Here is a 15,288-nt window from a genome sequence, read left to right as displayed (position 1 = left end):
TGGGCGGTGCTCCTGCTATGGGGGAAATATAGCAGGAGCCGTTTTTAACTTACCACTTCATTTCGCCGGTATTTACTTTGGCGCTTAATTCCAGGGAGCTCTCTTCGGCAAGATCCGGGTACTGTTTTTTCATCGCGCCGATAACGCCCGCGGAGTCTTTGTGTGCGGATAAAGCCTGTTCAAAATGCTGCAGGTAGCCACGCGTAAAATCAATCGCGCCCGTTCCGGCAGGCGGAGTTCCAAGATAGTGACCCGGGATCACGCGTTCAGGTTTGTGCGCAGCCATATTGTCCAGGGTTTGCTGCCACTGCTGGCGGCGAGCAGGCGTCTGGGTATCTGCCGTCCAGACGTGAATACCCCAGGAGACACCGGTGCCACCGAGGATCGTTTTCGCAGACGGGATCCACACGTAAGCCGCGTAACTGTCTGGTTGTTCAATGTCGATCTTTTCCCCGTCAACCATAAACGTGGTTGAGGCGAGCACCTGCGGAACGACCAGCGTCGTTGGCGCGCCGTCTTTCATCTGCGGGCCCCAGAAGGCGAGTTTGGCGTCTTTGGTGGCCTTAATATGGTCAACCACCTGCTGCGTGGCCACCACTTTGGCATTCGGGAAGGCTTTTACCAGCGGTTGCAGACCAAAATAGAAATCCGGATCGCCGGAAGTGATCACAATCTTGTTCAGCGTTTTACCGCTGCGGCGAATTTTCTCCACCAGCGCTTCGCCATCTTTCACGCTGAACTGAGCGTCAAACAGAACGGCTTCTTTCGGGCCAGAGACCAGCGTGGAAGAGACCGCGAAAATGCCTTTTTCCTGCGGGTTATACGTGTCAATCGTCAACGGCGCGGCAAAAACAGCCGGTGTGAAAAGGGCGCAAAGCAATGCAAGGCGAGTAAGCTTCATCATCATGTCTCTGTGGTTCAGGAAAGTCTCTATTGTACGGATATTTGTATTTGCCAGAATTCCTGAAACAAGACATGCTTAGTTTCATAAATCGAGCAAATGGAGCGTATATGGATCGCGTTATTGCCGCTCAGGTCTACAACCGGATATGCGAGCTGGGAAGTTTGAGCGCGGCGGCCCGCGCATTGGGGATCTCGCGCCCGATGGTGAGCCGCTACCTGGAACAAATGGAAAAGTGGGCGGGAACACGGCTGGTTAACCGCTCCACGCGCAAGCTGACGCTGACGGCAGCCGGCGAAAAAGTGTTGCAGAAAACGCGGACGCTTTCGCAGCTCTCGCAGGAGATTGAGGGCCAGTCGGAGAAAGATTTGCCGTCAGGCACGCTGCGGGTCGCCTGTGCACATTTTACCGCCATGCACCTGATTGCGCCGGTGCTCCCCGGGCTGCTCGCGCGCTACCCGCAGCTGCGCATCGAGCTGGATGTGAACAACCACCCGGTGAGCCTGGTAGGGGAGCGTATTGATGTCGCCGTGCGCATTACCGACACCCCCGAACCGGGCATGATCGCCCGCCGACTCGGGGAGTGTCGTTCAGTCCTTTGCGCCTCGCCGGACTATCTTGCTCAGCACGGAACGCCCGTCAGTCCCGAAGATTTAGCGCAGCATAATTGCCTGCACTACAGCTTTTTCGCCGGGCAGTCCTGGCATTTTCTTACGCCGGAAGGTGAAAGCCTGAGCGTGGCCGTCAGCGGCAACCTGAGCGCCAGCATCTCATCGCTGTTGATGGACGCCGCGATTAACCACTGCGGTATCGCCATGTTGCCGGAGCGTGAGGCATCTGACGCGCTGGCGCAGGGATTACTGGTGCCGGTTCTGAGCGTGCTGGAGCCGAAACCGCTTGCCATCCATGGCATTTACCAGTCCCGGGAATATCAACCTGCCGCACTGCGCGCATTCCTTGATGCACTGGCTCAACATGTGTTCAGTGGCTAAGACTCTTCTGTCTTCGCCGCAGAATCTGAGTAGCCTTCTATACTTAACCCTTTGTAAGCCAAAAGGAGAGCAAGAATGACTATTCATAAGCACGGTTCAGCACACTGGTCTGGCGACATTAAACGCGGGAAAGGAACGGTTTCTACCGAGAGCGGCGTTCTCAATCAGCAGCCTTATGGCTTTAACACCCGCTTCGAGGGTGAAAAGGGGACCAACCCTGAGGAGCTGATTGGCGCGGCACACGCCGCCTGTTTCTCGATGGCGCTTTCGCTGATGCTGGGTGAGGCGGGCTATACTGCCGATTCCATTGATACCACTGCAGACGTCTCGCTGGATAAAACCGACGGCGGTTTTGCCATTACAAAGGTTGCGCTGAAAAGCAAGGTGACTGTTCCCGGCATCGCGCCTCAGCAGTTTGACGGCATCATTCAGAAAGCGAAAGCAGGCTGCCCGGTGTCGCAGCTGCTGAAAGCCGACATCACGCTCGATTACAAACTCAACTAAGCCCCAGCCGGGTTCGCGCCCGGCTATCCCTTCAGCGCGGCGGGGAATACCTCCGCCAGCCAGGCAATAAATACCTTCAGGCGGTGCGTTAAATGCCGGTTTTGGGGGTAAACCACATGAAACGGATAGGCCGCAGGGCGCCAGTCGCTCAGGATTGCCGTCAATGTTCCCGTCTGCAAATAGTGCTTTGCCGAATACTCAAAAGTCTGAACAATCCCAAGTCCCGCCGCGGCAGCCGCGAGATGGGCATTGCTTTCATTGACGCCGAGATAGTGTGGAATGCTGATTTCCAGCGCCTCGCCATCCTGTCTGAAGCGAAACGGAAAGGCCCGCCCGGTGACCGGAGAGAGATAGCTTATCAATTTGTGGCCGTTGCGCAGCTCCTGCGGATAGGCCGGGACGCCATGATTCTTCAGATAACCCGGCGTCGCGCAGGTAACCATTTCGGCATTGCCGAGATGTCGGGCAATAAGTGTTGAGTCGTTCAGCGGGCCGCCGCGAATAACACAGTCTACGTTACCGCTGATTAAGTCTACGGGCCGGTCGGCCACCCCAAGATCGATCCGGATATCCGGGTAGCGCTGCATGAAATCTGGTAGCAGGGGGATGAGCACGTCACGGGCGGTGGAGCCGCCGATGTCGACGCGCAGATGCCCCTTTGGCGTCGCGCGAGAAACGCGAAAAGAGGTGTCAATATCTTCGATATCAATCAGCACCCTGAGTGCTTTTTCATAGTATTCCGCCCCCTCAGGCGTGGTGACGACCCGGCGGGTGGTGCGGTGCAGGAGGCGGATCTCAAGATGCGTTTCGAGAGATTTCACCAGCTTGCTCAGGGTGGCTATCGGCATATTCAGCGAATCCGCCGCGCGTGTAAAACTGCCGGATTCCACCACCCGCGTAAAGGCACGCATTGCCATTAACTGGTCCATCAGGCCCTCTGATTATTTCTGTATGTGAATAGTCATTTTCATTTTTGCCCATTTTTCATTAATGCTGCAAGGGCTAAAGTTTGTTCAACGCGAGCGAAAGCGCGCAAATCAAACCCAACAAAAGGTAAATGACATGAACACGACTCTTTCAGGAAAAATTGCACTGGTAACCGGCGGCAGCTCCGGTATTGGTCTTGCCACGGCGCAGGAGCTGGCGGCTCAGGGGGCGAAGGTGTACATCACCGGACGTCGTCAGGCCGAGCTGGACGCGGCGGTGGCTGAAATTGCTTCAACGGCAGTGGGCATTCGTGCGGATGTCTCTAAACTCGGCGATCTGGATGAGGTTTATGCCCGGATTGCAAAAGAGGAAGGCCGTCTGGATATCCTGTTCGCCAATGCGGGGGGCGGCGATATGCTGCCGCTGGGCGCGATCACCGAAGAGCAGTTTGACCGTATTTTCGGTACTAACGTCCGCGGCGTGCTCTTTACGGTGCAGAAGGCGCTGCCGCTCTTATCCGCCGGATCGTCGATTATTCTGACCGGCTCGACGGTCTCCATTAAGGGGACGGCAAACTTTAGCGTCTACAGCGCCAGTAAGGCCGCCGTTCGCAACTTTGCCCGCTCCTGGGCGCTGGATTTGCAGGGCCGCGGGATCCGCGTCAACGTGGTGAGTCCGGGCCCAATCAAAACCCCGGGTCTCGGTGATTTGGTGCCGGAAGAACACCGTCAGGGGCTGTACGATGCGCTGGCCGCGCAGGTCCCGCTCGGACGTTTAGGCGCGCCGGGTGAAGTAGGGAAAGCGGTGGCGTTCCTGGCCTCCGATGCGGCCAGCTTTATTAACGCCACCGAGCTGTTTGTGGACGGCGGGATGGCGCAAATCTAACCCAGGTTGCGCCAGCAGCGAACGTGACGGCCCTCGTGAGAGGGCTGTAAAGCCTGGGGATCTTCACACCCCTGCGTGGCCAGCGGGCAACGGTCGCGGAAAAAGCAGCCTTTGGGCAGATGACGGTTTCCGGGAAGCTCCGTTTTGCGTAACGCCAGCGTTTCATCCAGCGGTTCACCGGTGCGGGGAACCGAATCGAGCAACAGACGGGTATAAGGATGGTGCGGTTCCCCCAGCACCTGGGCGGCGCTGCCCAGCTCCACAATCTGCCCGAGGTACATTACCGCCACGCGGTCACTCATGTGTCGGACCACCGATACGTTATGCGAAATTAACACATAAGTCAGATTACGTTGCTGTTGCAGGGTCACCAGCAGATTGAGGATTTGCGCCTGCACGGAGATATCCAGCGCGCTGGTCGGTTCGTCGAGCACGATGATGTCCGGATCGGACGAGAGAGCCCGGGCGATGGCGATGCGCTGGCGCTGGCCGCCGGAAAAGGCGTGCGGTAGCCGGTCGAGATATTCCGGACGAATGCCAACCTGCAACGCCAGGTTTTCCGCCATCTGTCGGCGTTCCCGTTCGGGGCTGCGTTTTTGCACCCACACCGGCTCGGTGATGATGCGCCAGACCGGCAAGCGCGGATCGAGCGACGAGAGCGGGTCCTGAAACACCATCTGCATGCCGCCCGCGTGGTTTACCCGCTGGTATGCCCCGGCGCTGGGCTTAAGCATGCCCATCAGCAGCTGGGCCAGCGTGCTTTTACCGCAGCCGGATTCCCCGACAATGCCCAGCGTTTCTCCCCGGCGGATCTGCAGATCGAGTCCGTTGAGCGCATGCACCTGCTCGGTGACGCGGCCCAGCCAGTTTTTACGTGCCGCAAAGTTTACGTGCACGCTATCCAGTTCCAGCAGCACATCAGACATGGGGTTTCTCCTGTTGCGGATACCAGCAGGCGGCCTGTTGGCCTTCTGCGCCATGGGGGTGTAAGCGCGGGGTTTCGCTGCATTTCGCCCCGGCGGCAAAGCAGCGATCGCGGAATGCGCATTCCTGCGGAAGCTGGCTGAGGTTGGGGACGGTGCCGGGGATGGCCGGGAGCAGATCGCGCGGCTGACCGTTCTCCGGCGCACACTTCAGCAGGCCAATGGAGTAGGGATGAACTGGGGCATGGATCAGCGTTTGCGTGGCGCCGCTCTCTATCACGCTACCGGCATACATCACATACATTCTGTCGCAGAGCTGGGATACCACGGCCATATCATGGCTGATAAACAGCACAGAGGTGCCGCTGGCCCGCGCCTTATGCTTCAGCAAGCGCAGCACCTGCAGCTGGACGGTAACGTCCAGTGCGGTGGTCGGTTCGTCGGCAATGATCAGCTCCGGCTCGCAGGAGAAGGCAAGGGCGATCATCACCCGCTGGCGCATGCCGCCGGAGAGTTCGAACGGATAACGCGCCATCACCTGGTGCGCGTCCGGGATTTGCATCTCTTCCAGCAGGGTAATCGCCTTTTGTTGCGCCTCCTGCCGGGAAAGTGGCCGATGCTGGCGGATCACCTCCACCATCTGTTTGCCAATCTGTCGCGTCGGGTTGAGGGCGGTCATCGGCTCCTGAAAAATCATCGCCACTCTGGCGCCGCGCCACTGGCGGAGCTGTTTCTCAGATGCCGCGAGGACATTTTCACCCAGTAGCATCACCTGGCCCTGATGGATCCGGTAGCTGCCTTCCGGCAGCAGCCGCATGGCGAGCATTGCGGTCACGGATTTCCCCGATCCCGATTCGCCCACCACGCCGACGATTTCACCCCTTTTGATCTCCAGCGAGACGTTATTCAGCGCGTGGACTTCACCGCGAAAAATCGGGAAGCTCAGGTGCAGGTCTTCAATGCGTAATACCGATTCGGTCATGACTGTTTTCCTCCTGACTTCGGATCCAGCAGGTCGCGGATACCGTCACCGAACAGGTTAAAACCCACGGCGGTAATCAAAATGGCCGCACCGGGAAAGGCGCAATACCACCACTGGTCGAGAACGTAGTTACGGCCAACGGCCACCATCGCCCCCCATTCTGCGGTCGGCTGCTGTGCACCCAGGCCAATAAACCCCAGCGTCGCGGCCATCAGAATAGCGCTACCAATGTCCAGCGAAGCCTGCACAATCAGCGGCGGCAGGGCATTGCGCAGAATATGCCAGCGGATCAAATGCCAGCGTGATGCGCCAAACGTGCGGGCGGCCTGCACGTAGGTAAACTGGCGGACCACCAGCGTCTGGCCGCGCGCCAGACGGACGTAAAACGGAATGCGGACAATGGCGATCGCCAGCATGGCGTTAAACAGGCTCGGGCCGAGCGCGGCAGCCAGCGCCATGGTCAGCACCAGAGAGGGTATAGAGAGCATGATGTCCATCACCCGCATGATGATGGCGTCACCGCGCCCACCCAGTACGCCGGACAAACAGCCCAGCAGCGAGCCAATGCCGCCTGCAATCACCACCACCGCCAGCCCGGCGGCGATCGACTGCTGGCTGCCTGCCAGGACGCGGCTGAACAGATCGCGTCCCACTTCATCGGTACCAAACCAATGTTGTGCGGACGGTGCCTGCAGACGGGCGGTCAGATCCAGCGCGTTCGGGTCATGCGGTACAATCCACGGTGAGGTCACCATCACCAGGAGCATCGCAATCATAATCACGCCGCCAACTATCGTGAGTGGGCTTTGTCGCAGCATCCAGAACAGTTTTGCCCAGTTGATACGTTGTCTGGCAGTTTTAACCGGGACGGGCGTTTCCTGCGTTAACATCATTCGGCACCTCCGCGCCCAATTCGCGGGTCAATCCACAGATAAAGCAGATCGACCACCAGATTCACCAATACGTAGGCCAGAGAGACGACGACAGCGAAGCCCATCACGGCAGGGAAATCGAGCGCCTGAATGGACGTCACCACCCAGGCACCCATCCCCGGCCAGGCAAAGACGGTTTCGGTCAGTACTGCACCGTACAGCAAATCGCCCAGCGCCAGCCCGAGCACGGTAATCGACGGAATCATCGCATTGGGCAGAGCGTAACGCAGGACGATATACCAGCCAGGCAGGCCGCTGGCGCGCGCCGTGCGGATGTAGTCCTCGCTAAGCTGCTCCAGCATCGCGGAACGCACCTGACGCGCCACGATGCCCAGGTGAACAAACGCCAGCGTCAGCGAGGGTAAAATCAGATGCTGAAGCGCATTGAGAAAGACCTCGACGTTGCCCTCCAGCAGGGCATCCAGCAGGTAAAACCCGGTGACGTGCGTCGGCGGATCGAGCCAGTCGTCCAGTCTGCCGCCGCCCGGCAGGATCTGCAGGTGCCCGTAGAAAAGCACAATAACGCCCAGACCGAGCCAGAAGGCTGGTGTGGAAATGCCGGTCATCGCCATTAATCGCACCAGATGGTCCAGCCAGCGGTTGCGATAGACCGCCGACAAAATCCCCAACGGCACGCCGATGACCAGCGCCAGTAGCAGGGAGCAAAAGGCCAGCTCCAGCGTGGCAGGGAAAAAGGCCTTCAGGTCTTGTGCAACCGGACGTCCGGTACGAATGGACGTGCCGAGATCGCCATGGGCGAGAGCATCGACGTAGCGACCAAACTGGATATACAGCGGCTGATCCAGCCCCAGTTGCTGGCGGATGTTTTGCACGATGTCGTCGCTGGCACGGTCTCCGGCCAGCAGACGGGCCGGATCGCCGGGGATCATGTGTGAAATAATAAAGGTAATGATACAGACACCGGCCACCACCAGGAGTAATCCCCAGCAGCGCTGGCGCACGATGCTCCAGAACGTCATACACTTTCCCCCGGCGAATTCGTTATTTACTCATGGTGGCGATGTTGAACACCTGCTCAAGCATCGGATTAAAGGTGAAGCCTTTAACCTCTTTGTTCATCGCCAGCTGATAGTTCTTCTGGAACAGATAAACGTAGGCCGCCTCGTCAATCACCACTTTTTGCGCCTGCTGGTAATCTTTGGTGCGTTCTGCCTGATCGGTGGTTTTCAGCGCGGCCTGCAGCAGCGAGTCGACCTCTTTGTTTTCATAGAATGAACGGTTGCCCGGCAGCCCTTTTTTGTCTGATTCGAACCAGTAGTTCATGAACATATAGGGGTCGGCAAAGTCCGGGCTCCAGTTACCGATCGCAATGTCGTAATCGCCTTTACCGACGCGGTCGCGCATGGTGGCGTTCGCCAGTTTCTCAAGCTTGACGTTAATGCCGATCTTGCCGAGGCTGGCCTGGGTTGAGAGGGCGATAGGCTCCCAGTTCGGATCGTTATCCGAGTAAAGGAAGGTCAGGCTGGCGGGCTTGTCTTTGACCTTCTCCAGCGCCGCTTTCGCTTTGGCCTCATCATAGCTGTACTGCATTGCCGTGGCGTCAAAGCCCCACATGCCTTCAGGGATCGGGCCGCGCATCTGCTTGCCGTTGCCGCTCAGAATGCCCTTCACCATGCCCTGGTAGTCCGTCGCCCATGAAATGGCTCGACGTAAATCCACCTGATTGAGCGGCGCTTTGCTGTTGTTGAGGTAGAGATAGGTCACGCGCAGGGACGGGTATTCCGCGACGGCGACTTTTCCTTCCTGCTTCAGGGCCGAGAGCTGATCGACCGGCAGGGAGTCGGCAATGTCCAGATCGCCGCGGGAAAGCTGCAATCGGCGGGAGGCGCTCTCTCCGATAATTTTTACCGATACACGCTTAAAGTGCGGTTTTTCACCCTGCCAGTGTGGGTTAGGCACCAGCACCAGCTGCTGGCCTTTCTGCCAGCTTTTGAGCATAAACGGCCCGGAACCGGCGGTGTTTTGCGCCAGGAAACCGCGCGCATCGTCCGCGGCATTTTCCTTCAGCACTGCCGGGTTAATGATGGATGCCCCGTCATTTGCCAGCGTGTAAAGGAAGGGGGCAAACGGCTGGCTGAGGGTGAATTTCACCGTATGGTCATCTACCGCATCAATTTTCAGATCTTTCGGGAAGGCTTCAGACGGCCCCTGGCCGAGCTTCAGCAGGCGTTCAAAAGAGCGTTTTACCGCGTCGGCGGTGACCGGCGTGCCGTCGGAGAATTTCGCGTTATCCGCCAGGGTAAAGGTCCACTCTTTCTGGTCGTCGGACGCTTTCCAGCCTGTCGAGAGATCGCCTTCCACCTCGGTAGAGCCTGGCTTGTACTTGACCAGACGCTGATAGGACGGATAGGTGACGGTCCAGTCGTTGTTATCAATGGTGATGGCAGGGTCGAGCGTTTGCGGGTCGGCGGCTTTACCAATCACCAGCATGTCTTTCGGGACGGCAGCCAGCGCCAGCGGAGCGTTCATTACCAGCGTGGCGGCGATCAGGGTCGTGAGAAGCGATGTTTTCATGGCAGTGCTCCAGGTTTAAAGAGGGGTGTGCATCAGGGGAAAACAGGCAAAACGGTCATCAAGCAGCGGGTAGCTGGTGGCGTTCGGCAGTTCAAAGTGCCACCATTCGCTGCTGATACCGACAAAACCGCCACCGAACATGATGGCATTCAGCAGCAGACGGTTGCGCTGGGCGAGCGGCGGTACGGAAGGGTGATACGGATGCGAGCGGTCGTGCATTTCGTCAAAACCGGCGCCCATATCCAGCACGGTATTGTGTTCGTCCATCAGCGTGACGTCGATGGCCGTGCCGCGACTATGATTGGAGCCAATCGCCACGTCGACCACATATTCCGGGTTCGGGCAGGCATCCCACAGCTGGGCCTGCGCCTGCTGCGGTCGGTAGGCGTCGTACACCACCAGCTTCAGCCCGGCCAGCGTGGCAATGCTGATGGCTTTTGCCAGCGCGGTGGCGGCGTCGGTATGCAGCAGGCACAGCGCCTCTTGGTAGATCGGGCGACCGGTGATGTTGTCGGCAGTGGCGTACTTCAGATCGATATGCAGCGTGGGAAATGTCTTCGCCACATCAATCAGTTCACTCTCTTCGGGCATAGCTCCGCTCCTTTAGCGTTCGAATTGACCAAACTCTTGTTGTAATTGCCGGTTTACCGCCAGACGTGCCGGGAGCGCATCACCCAACGCTTCCACCACGCCCGACAGCAGCAGGTTGAACAAACAGCTCACGGGGGCAAGTGAATCCCAGAAATGACCGGTATCGGTTTTCACCTGCAGTAAGTCCATCGGATAATCCCGCGCCCACGGGCACCAGATGTCGGTGATTAAGGCCAGCGGAATGCCTTTTTCGCTCGCGACGCGGCAGTACTGGCGGGCCATCGCGGAGTAGGCGCGCGTATCGGTCAGCACGACATAAGGGTGCGAAAACCCCGAGTTGAGGGATTCCACCCAGCTTCCGGATGCCCCCTCCGAATAGCTCACGCGCGGGCGCAGGTACTCAAGGTGGCTGAAGAAGGCGTTGGCGATCCCGCGGGTGGACTGGATCCCCAGCACAAACACCGCATCCGCATGGGCCAGGTTGTGTACGACCTGGCGGAAGACGTCCGTTTGCGCGAGCTGATACACCTGCGTGATGGCATCCACTTCCAGCGACAGGGCGTGCTGAAGGCGGTTGGGCAGGGGGCGCTGCTGTTGCCAGGAGTCCAGACGTTCGTTCATACCCCAGGGCTGATACGGATCGCGCAGGCTCTTTTTGACATCCTCCAGGTTGCGGTAGCCCAGCTTGCGCAGGAAGCGTCCCACGGTGATCCCGCTCGTCCCGCTCGCCTGACCGACGCTTTCAGCCGTTTCAAACGGTATCTGCGCGGCGTGGGCAAGCAACCAGCTTCCGACCCGTTTTTCGCTGGGCGTGAACTGGCTAAACATCGTTTCGATACGGCTCAACATCTCAGGTTTTGTCGTCATACCGCCTCGCTGTTAACACGCTGTCAAAAGCCGATCTTGTGTTACCTCGTTAACAATGCATGACGCGTGCCAGGAACACAGGCGAGGGAATGCCTGCTCTGCTGTAAACTTCATGCAATATTTAGTTAACGGATGATCAACATTTGTGCAGCGTAGTTCACTTTTGGTGCAGTGACAGAATCTGCACGTATGAATTTGGTGAATACGTCAGCCCGTTCACATTTTTGATAAGATAGAAACACAGTAGACATGAAAGGGATCCCGGCATGGCGAATTGGCCCTGGCGAGTCAGCGAGCATCTGATGGTGCTTGTTAAGAAAATAGCGATGGTGGTGGGGATCGTACTGGTCGTCCTGCTGGCAGTGCGGGTCTATCTCTCGCAGCAGGGGCCTGAACTGCATCTCTGGCATACCTGGCGGGCAGATGAGATGTCCGTACGCGAGCTCGATGGCGCCGACTTTGCCGGGTATGTTGCCCGCGAAAATGCCATTTTCGCCGATCTTAATACCGCGGTGACGGCAAAAACAGAGCATGAGGAACAAACGCCGCTAAACCGCTATTACCGCCAGAGCCTGGTCTGGCCGGGTCAGTTTTCACCGGATGCCAACCGCTCTTTTGTACTCATGCCAGCCGGAAAGCCGCGCGGCGCGGTGGTGTTGCTCCATGGACTGACGGATTCACCCTATAGCGTCAGACATCTTGCTCAGAATTATCAGGCCCACGGCTTTGTGGCCGTGGTTCCGCGCCTGCCCGGACACGGCACCGCGCCTGGCGCGCTGACGGACGTTGACTGGGAGATGTGGCTGGCGGCGACGCGCCTTGCCGTTCGGGAAGCGACGCGTCTGGCGGGAGAAAATGTGCCCCTGCATCTGGTGGGCTATTCCAACGGCGGGGCGCTGGCGATGAAATATGCCCTCGATGCACTTGACGCGCCAGCGCTGCGTAAGCCGCAGCAGCTGGTGCTGCTGTCGCCGATGATCGGCGTGACGGCATTCGCACGATTCGCCGGTTTCGCCGGGTTACCGGCGCTGCTCCCGGCGTTTGCCAAAGCGGCGTGGCTGAATATTTCCCCGGAATATAACCCGTATAAATACAACTCGTTCCCGGTGAACGCCGCCCGCCAGTCGTGGCTGTTGACGAAGGCGCTGCAGGAGCAGATTGGCCGGGAGGCGCGGGAAAACAGGCTGGCAACGCTGCCGCCGGTTCTGGCATTCCAGTCGGTGATGGATTCCACCGTCAGCACCCGCGCGGTGGTGAGCGGCTTGTTTGATCAGCTTCCGGCAAATGGCAGCGAGCTGGTGGTATTTGATATCAACCAGGCGGCGAGCTTCCGTCCGCTGTTCAAGCCCTCGTCCTGGACGGCCACCTCAGCGCTGCTGCCTACTGCCGATCGACGTTACACTGTCACGGTTATTACCAATGCGAATGAACACAGTTTCTCAACGGTAGCGAAAATCACGCCGGCAGGAAGCACTCACGAGACGGTCGTGCCGCTTGGGCAGTCCTGGCCGCAGGATGTCTATTCCCTGTCGCACGTTGCGGTGCCGTTCCCGCCGAATGACGATCTCTATGGCCGGGAGCCTGACGTGAAAAACCGCTACGGCATTAGCCTGGGGACGATAGCGCTCTGGGGGGAAACCTCTGTGTTGAGCGTCGGGAAAGAGGCGCTTATGCGGGTCACCTCAAACCCGTTCTACGGCTACATGGAGGAGAGGATCAACAGCCGAATCGGGGACGGGGAGAAGTAAGGTACTAGCGTAGTTTACAGTTGTCACTCGGGAAAAATATAACTTTTATCAGTTTGGCATTTTTTAAATTACCTTTTAGAGATATTCATAGTATTTAGTTTTCCCCATAATGTTTTTTTTGATTCAATCATCAATATTGATTGATGTCAAATCAAGGCTATAATTTAATCTAACATAAAAATACATAGAATACATTTTCCATAAGTGTAATAAATGCTATATCAATACTTAATGTTCTATTTTTTAAATAAGAAAAAGTACTCCTTGTTTTATAAAGCATTGATTTTATGCTTGATCTTGTTGTGGTCCGTCATTCTGATATACAGTAAATGACTTTATCATCATATAATTATATAAAGAGACTTTATAATAACTTTGATAAAAATATCAGCAAGTATGAGAGGGTGGCTTTAGTACTTAAATCCCACTATATCTTTTTATTAATTTTCTAATTATTCGGTTGAACCATGCAGCGAAATGTTCATCGCCAACTTGCAGTTGACGGTCAGCAGAAAATTTAATGTCTTAAAACCTTACTCCATACCGATCATAAAAACCGAATGGCTAAGGGCATCCTTATTAACGTTATCATTACTTATTTCCGTGTTTAAGAGCTTCTTCAGGGTAGAACAAGTCGAAGATAGAACGCTGATTTTAGTTAAGGTAAGATGTGATGATTATTAACCTTAGAAATTAAAAGGACTTTTCGTGAGCAGAAACGAGAAGGCTGTGCCGGAAGACACCAGCTATTACCGATATGAAATTATCGGGGATAATACCCTTCGAACCAGCGCTGTCGGGACTGTAAAAACCATTCAGTGCCGGCGGGTGCCAGTCAGGGGGATCACGCTGACCGTGGGTGTGTTCTTTGACGGCACGGGGAATAACCGGGCAAATTCAGACGATCTGCGGATGGCATATGCCCACTGCGCCAATCTGGTTGGAGAGGATCGTGCCAGGGCTTGTGATAAGTATGAAAAGCATGCCAGAGCAGGGTTGGGGAACGCCAGCTGGCAGGGCGGCATCACTAATATTTCGCGGCTTTTCGATCTTTACCAGCAGCATAATGAACTTAAAAACGGCGAAGTAGAGGCGCAGGTCAAAGCCTACGTATGTGGTATCGGCACGGCGGCCGGGGAAAGCGACTCGACGCTAGGTAAAGCGCTGGGCAGCAGTCTTATTCGGCAGTTTGAGGGGGTGGTAACAAAGACCGATGAGGCGCTGGATAAAATTATCACTGCGCTCAGGGAATTCATTGATGTTAACAGCACAGAGGTAGCAATAGCGAAGGTGCAGTTTGACGTGTTCGGTTTCAGCCGCGGGGCAGCGGCAGCGCGGCACTTCGCCAACAGGGTGATGGACCAGGACACGGAGATAGCGGCGGCGATAGACAAAGGGTTAGACCTGACAGGGCACCATGGAAAAGCGGCGGGAGAGGTACGCTTTCTGGGACTGTTTGACACGGTGGCAGCCATCGGGAGTCTGCTGAACTTCTACGGCATCAACGGGCGCAGCAACCCCGGCGTCAATCTCGAACTACGTCCCTCGGTGGCGCAGAAGGTGTTTCAGATAAGCGCAATGCACGAGTGCAGATATAACTTCAGCCTAAACAGCATAGCGGGGATGTGGCCGGAGCTGGCGCTGCCGGGTGCGCACTCGGATATCGGAGGAGGCTACAACGCGGGAGAGGATGAAATATCCCTGCTGACGATGCCGGACTTTGAAGTGATACCGGAAAGCTCGGATGAAATGCAGACGGCAGTATACCATAAGGCGGAGAAGTTGCGTCAGACGCTATATTCGTTGCCGGCGCTGAAGTACCTGATGCCGCATGGTGAAGTGGAAACGAAAATGATTTCGTGGCCACTGGTTAACCGGGACAAGGCACGGGCGTTTATTTTTGAGAAGAAATCCGGCGCGGCGGTATTTATGTCTCGCCGGGCGGTGCCGAACGACTGGGAAAAGGTGAGCATGCGCGTGATGCTCGATGCGGCACAGGACACCGGGGTTATTTTCGGGGATATTGACCCGCAAAACCCAGATACAACACTTCCTGCTGAGCTGATTCTCCTGTGTGAGAAAGCGATAGCGCAGGGGCGCGCAGTCCGGCGGGGAGTAGAGTCTGAGGGCTTCACTGCAGAGGAGATGCGGACCATCGGGCGTTATCTGCACTGTTCGGCGAACTGGAACATCGACTCTGACCTGAGCCTGTGGGTGAATCCTTCATCTGGTGAGGTTTTCCTGCGAAACCACTATGCGCCGACGGATGAACGCTCCTTCGTGTGGCCGATGGCTCCGGGCAAGGGGTGGGTGCGGACGGTCTGGCGGATGGATGATCAGGAACAATGGGAAGACAGGGCGCGGGCGAATGCGGACGCGCTGGACGGACTTTTCTGAGGAGGCAAGGATGGATCGATTACCGCTGACGATGGCCATGATGGGGGTCATAATACTTGCCGGTTGCCACGATCGCCGGGAGGGTGTGAAGTCTTTGTTAGGGG

14 protein-coding genes are annotated in these 15,288 nt (G+C 56.9%); 5 read left to right on the top strand and 9 right to left on the bottom strand.

Features of this window, described 5'->3' with window-relative positions; all coding sequences use genetic code 11:
* Nucleotides 1-49: 49 nt before the first annotated feature.
* The gene (locus L977_RS04230; protein WP_032628979.1) at nt 50-901 is read right to left on the bottom strand and encodes a Vmh family MBL fold metallo-hydrolase; all 852 of its coding nucleotides are present in this window, start codon (nt 899-901) and stop codon (nt 50-52) included.
* A gap of 110 nt (nt 902-1,011) precedes the next feature.
* Here L977_RS04230 and L977_RS04225 point away from each other — a divergent pair, with 110 nt between their 5' ends.
* Together L977_RS04225 and L977_RS04220 are read left to right on the top strand one after the other, a co-directional pair.
* Entirely contained in the window at nt 1,012-1,893 is an 882-nt protein-coding gene (locus tag L977_RS04225; RefSeq protein WP_014883901.1) for a LysR family transcriptional regulator, read from the top strand.
* 75 nt (nt 1,894-1,968) lie between these two features.
* Nucleotides 1,969-2,397 carry an OsmC family protein gene (locus L977_RS04220; RefSeq protein WP_014883900.1) on the top strand — a complete coding sequence of 143 codons (429 nt, stop codon included), beginning with the start codon at nt 1,969-1,971 and terminating at the stop codon, nt 2,395-2,397.
* 23 nt (nt 2,398-2,420) lie between these two features.
* Here the strand turns inward: L977_RS04220 and L977_RS04215 are convergent, their stop codons facing one another.
* Nucleotides 2,421-3,326, bottom strand: coding sequence for a LysR family transcriptional regulator (locus L977_RS04215; RefSeq protein ID WP_014883899.1), 906 nt, complete (start codon nt 3,324-3,326; stop codon nt 2,421-2,423).
* A gap of 133 nt (nt 3,327-3,459) precedes the next feature.
* Here L977_RS04215 and L977_RS04210 point away from each other — a divergent pair, with 133 nt between their 5' ends.
* Entirely contained in the window at nt 3,460-4,209 is a 750-nt protein-coding gene (locus L977_RS04210; RefSeq protein ID WP_047624928.1) for an SDR family NAD(P)-dependent oxidoreductase, read from the top strand.
* Here L977_RS04210 and L977_RS04205 read toward each other — a convergent pair.
* Genes L977_RS04205 through L977_RS04175 form a run of 7 tightly spaced genes read right to left on the bottom strand, consistent with a single transcriptional unit; the run spans nt 4,206 to nt 11,039 of the window.
* A complete protein-coding gene (locus tag L977_RS04205; RefSeq protein WP_047624925.1) occupies nt 4,206-5,135 on the bottom strand; it encodes an oligopeptide/dipeptide ABC transporter ATP-binding protein in 930 nt (309 codons plus the stop codon). The genes L977_RS04210 and L977_RS04205 overlap by 4 nt on opposite strands.
* A complete protein-coding gene (locus L977_RS04200; protein WP_047624924.1) occupies nt 5,128-6,114 on the bottom strand; it encodes an ABC transporter ATP-binding protein in 987 nt (328 codons plus the stop codon). The genes L977_RS04205 and L977_RS04200 overlap by 8 nt, the downstream gene beginning before the upstream one ends.
* Nucleotides 6,111-7,007 carry a D,D-dipeptide ABC transporter permease gene (gene ddpC, locus L977_RS04195; RefSeq protein ID WP_014883895.1) on the bottom strand — a complete coding sequence of 299 codons (897 nt, stop codon included), beginning with the start codon at nt 7,005-7,007 and terminating at the stop codon, nt 6,111-6,113. The genes L977_RS04200 and ddpC overlap by 4 nt, the downstream gene beginning before the upstream one ends.
* Nucleotides 7,004-8,026: an ABC transporter permease gene (locus L977_RS04190; RefSeq protein ID WP_014883894.1), complete on the bottom strand. Its 1,023-nt coding sequence runs from the start codon at nt 8,024-8,026 to the stop codon at nt 7,004-7,006. Before L977_RS04190 ends, ddpC begins: the two co-directional genes overlap by 4 nt.
* A 22-nt stretch (nt 8,027-8,048) precedes the next feature.
* Complete coding sequence (locus L977_RS04185; RefSeq protein WP_047624922.1) at nt 8,049-9,581, bottom strand: ABC transporter substrate-binding protein; 1,533 nt, start codon at nt 9,579-9,581, stop codon at nt 8,049-8,051.
* A gap of 15 nt (nt 9,582-9,596) precedes the next feature.
* Nucleotides 9,597-10,172: a D-alanyl-D-alanine dipeptidase gene (ddpX, locus tag L977_RS04180; protein ID WP_047624920.1), complete on the bottom strand. Its 576-nt coding sequence runs from the start codon at nt 10,170-10,172 to the stop codon at nt 9,597-9,599.
* Nucleotides 10,173-10,184: 12 nt separating this feature from the next.
* Nucleotides 10,185-11,039: a MurR/RpiR family transcriptional regulator gene (locus L977_RS04175; protein ID WP_014883891.1), complete on the bottom strand. Its 855-nt coding sequence runs from the start codon at nt 11,037-11,039 to the stop codon at nt 10,185-10,187.
* Nucleotides 11,040-11,305: 266 nt separating this feature from the next.
* Between L977_RS04175 and L977_RS04170 the strand changes: the two genes are divergently transcribed.
* Together L977_RS04170 and L977_RS04165 are read left to right on the top strand one after the other, a co-directional pair.
* Nucleotides 11,306-12,787 (top strand): alpha/beta hydrolase, encoded by a 1,482-nt coding sequence (locus L977_RS04170; protein WP_047624918.1) that lies wholly within the window; start codon nt 11,306-11,308, stop codon nt 12,785-12,787.
* A 708-nt stretch (nt 12,788-13,495) separates the two neighbouring features.
* Entirely contained in the window at nt 13,496-15,184 is a 1,689-nt protein-coding gene (locus L977_RS04165; RefSeq protein WP_047624917.1) for a T6SS phospholipase effector Tle1-like catalytic domain-containing protein, read from the top strand.
* Nucleotides 15,185-15,288 lie beyond the last annotated feature (104 nt).

Origin of the sequence: Enterobacter sp. ZOR0014 (assembly GCF_000798855.1) — a bacterium.
GTDB classification, from domain to species: domain Bacteria; phylum Pseudomonadota; class Gammaproteobacteria; order Enterobacterales; family Enterobacteriaceae; genus Enterobacter; species Enterobacter kobei.
This window is presented reverse-complemented; position numbering and strand designations above follow the sequence as displayed.